Below are 1,326 nucleotides of genomic sequence, written 5' to 3'. Positions count from 1 at the left end.
CTTGCCACGCCGAAGACCGTACCTTCCGACGCGTGCAACGACGATCCCGCGCTGGCGGTCTGGCAACAATGGTGCACCGCTTGGCAGCATTTGAGCGAATCAAGCTTGCGACAGCGGCGGATGGAAAGATCGCTCTTTTCGGTTGTTTTGCCGCCACCGCTTGAGCAAGCAGCAGGTTCTCGAGCCTACGACGAGGCCCTCGAAGCTGAAGGTCGTGCATCCGTCGCGGAGGACCAGGCCGCGGACGCCCTGTGGAGGACGCCGGCGCAATCGGTAGCGGGCGCAACGGCCAAGCTCCACGCCGCCGTCACCAGGTGGCAGCCCTGCCCCACAAGCCAAGAAGACCCCTGGCCGCAAATTCGCTCCGTCATCGCCGACCTCCTGAAGATCGATATCGGCTCTGTTGCGAGCGGAGGCAATCGCCTGTCGATGCCCAAACTCCGACCGGAGTTTCAAGACGGCTGAACGGGAATGGCTCAAGACGCGTGATCCCGGAACTTAACAAGACATGCGCAACCGCGCCTTTGCATTCATTTCGCCCTGGAATTCACGCGTTGGGGACTGCTCCAACGCGGCGTTTCGACTCTACCAAAAAGCAAAACAAGGAACTTCAAATGAGACTGGGAAACCCATTTCGCCCACGCCTGCTTTCCGCGCTTCTGATCTCCATCCTCCTCGGGAGCGTTCCGTGGACGCCGGCGCAGGCGCAGGAACGCGGAGAGCTTCGGATCGCCACGTCCTACAAGCTGATGACGCTCGATCCGCAGTATGCCAATCTCAACGAGAACACCTCGCTGCTCTCCCACATCTACGAGCGGCTCGTCTATCAGGACGAGAATCTCGAGTTGAAGCCTGGCCTTGCCACCTCCTGGCGGCCACTGTCCGACACGCAATGGGAGTTCAAGCTCCGCGACAACGTCCGCTTTCATGATGGTTCAGACTTCACTGCGGACGACGTCGTCTACACGATCGAGCGCATCCGGGATTTCCTCAAACCGCCAAGCGGCGGCTTTCGCTCCTATGTGAGCGGCATCAAGTCGGTCTCGGCAACTGATCCCCTCACCGTCCTCATCGGGACCAACGGCACGGTCCCCAATCTGCCCCTCTCGTTCTCCTCGATTTTTGTGATGAACCGGCCCCCTGAGGGGTTCGAGACGACGGATGACCTCAACGCCGGCAGTCCGCCCATCGGCACCGGGCCTTACAGGTTTGAGAGCTGGAGTTCCGGCGAGAACCTGATACTTGCCAGGAATGACGATTATTGGGGCGGCAAGCCCGCCTGGTTGAAGGTAACCTTCCGCGTCATTGAGAACCCGGCCGCCCGGG

At 60.7% G+C, this 1,326-nt stretch carries 2 protein-coding genes; both read left to right on the top strand.

Going from position 1 to position 1,326, the window contains the following annotated elements; genetic code table 11:
• Positions 1-465: hypothetical protein (locus BN1800_RS39490; RefSeq protein ID WP_087006363.1), on the top strand; the 465-nt coding region annotated here is incomplete at its 5' end.
• 149 nt (positions 466-614) lie between these two features.
• Positions 615-1,326: ABC transporter substrate-binding protein (locus tag BN1800_RS39485; protein WP_244564835.1), on the top strand; the 712-nt coding region annotated here is incomplete at its 3' end.

Source organism: Rhizobium sullae (assembly GCF_900169785.1).
GTDB lineage: Bacteria > Pseudomonadota > Alphaproteobacteria > Rhizobiales > Rhizobiaceae > Rhizobium > Rhizobium sullae.
This window is presented reverse-complemented; position numbering and strand designations above follow the sequence as displayed.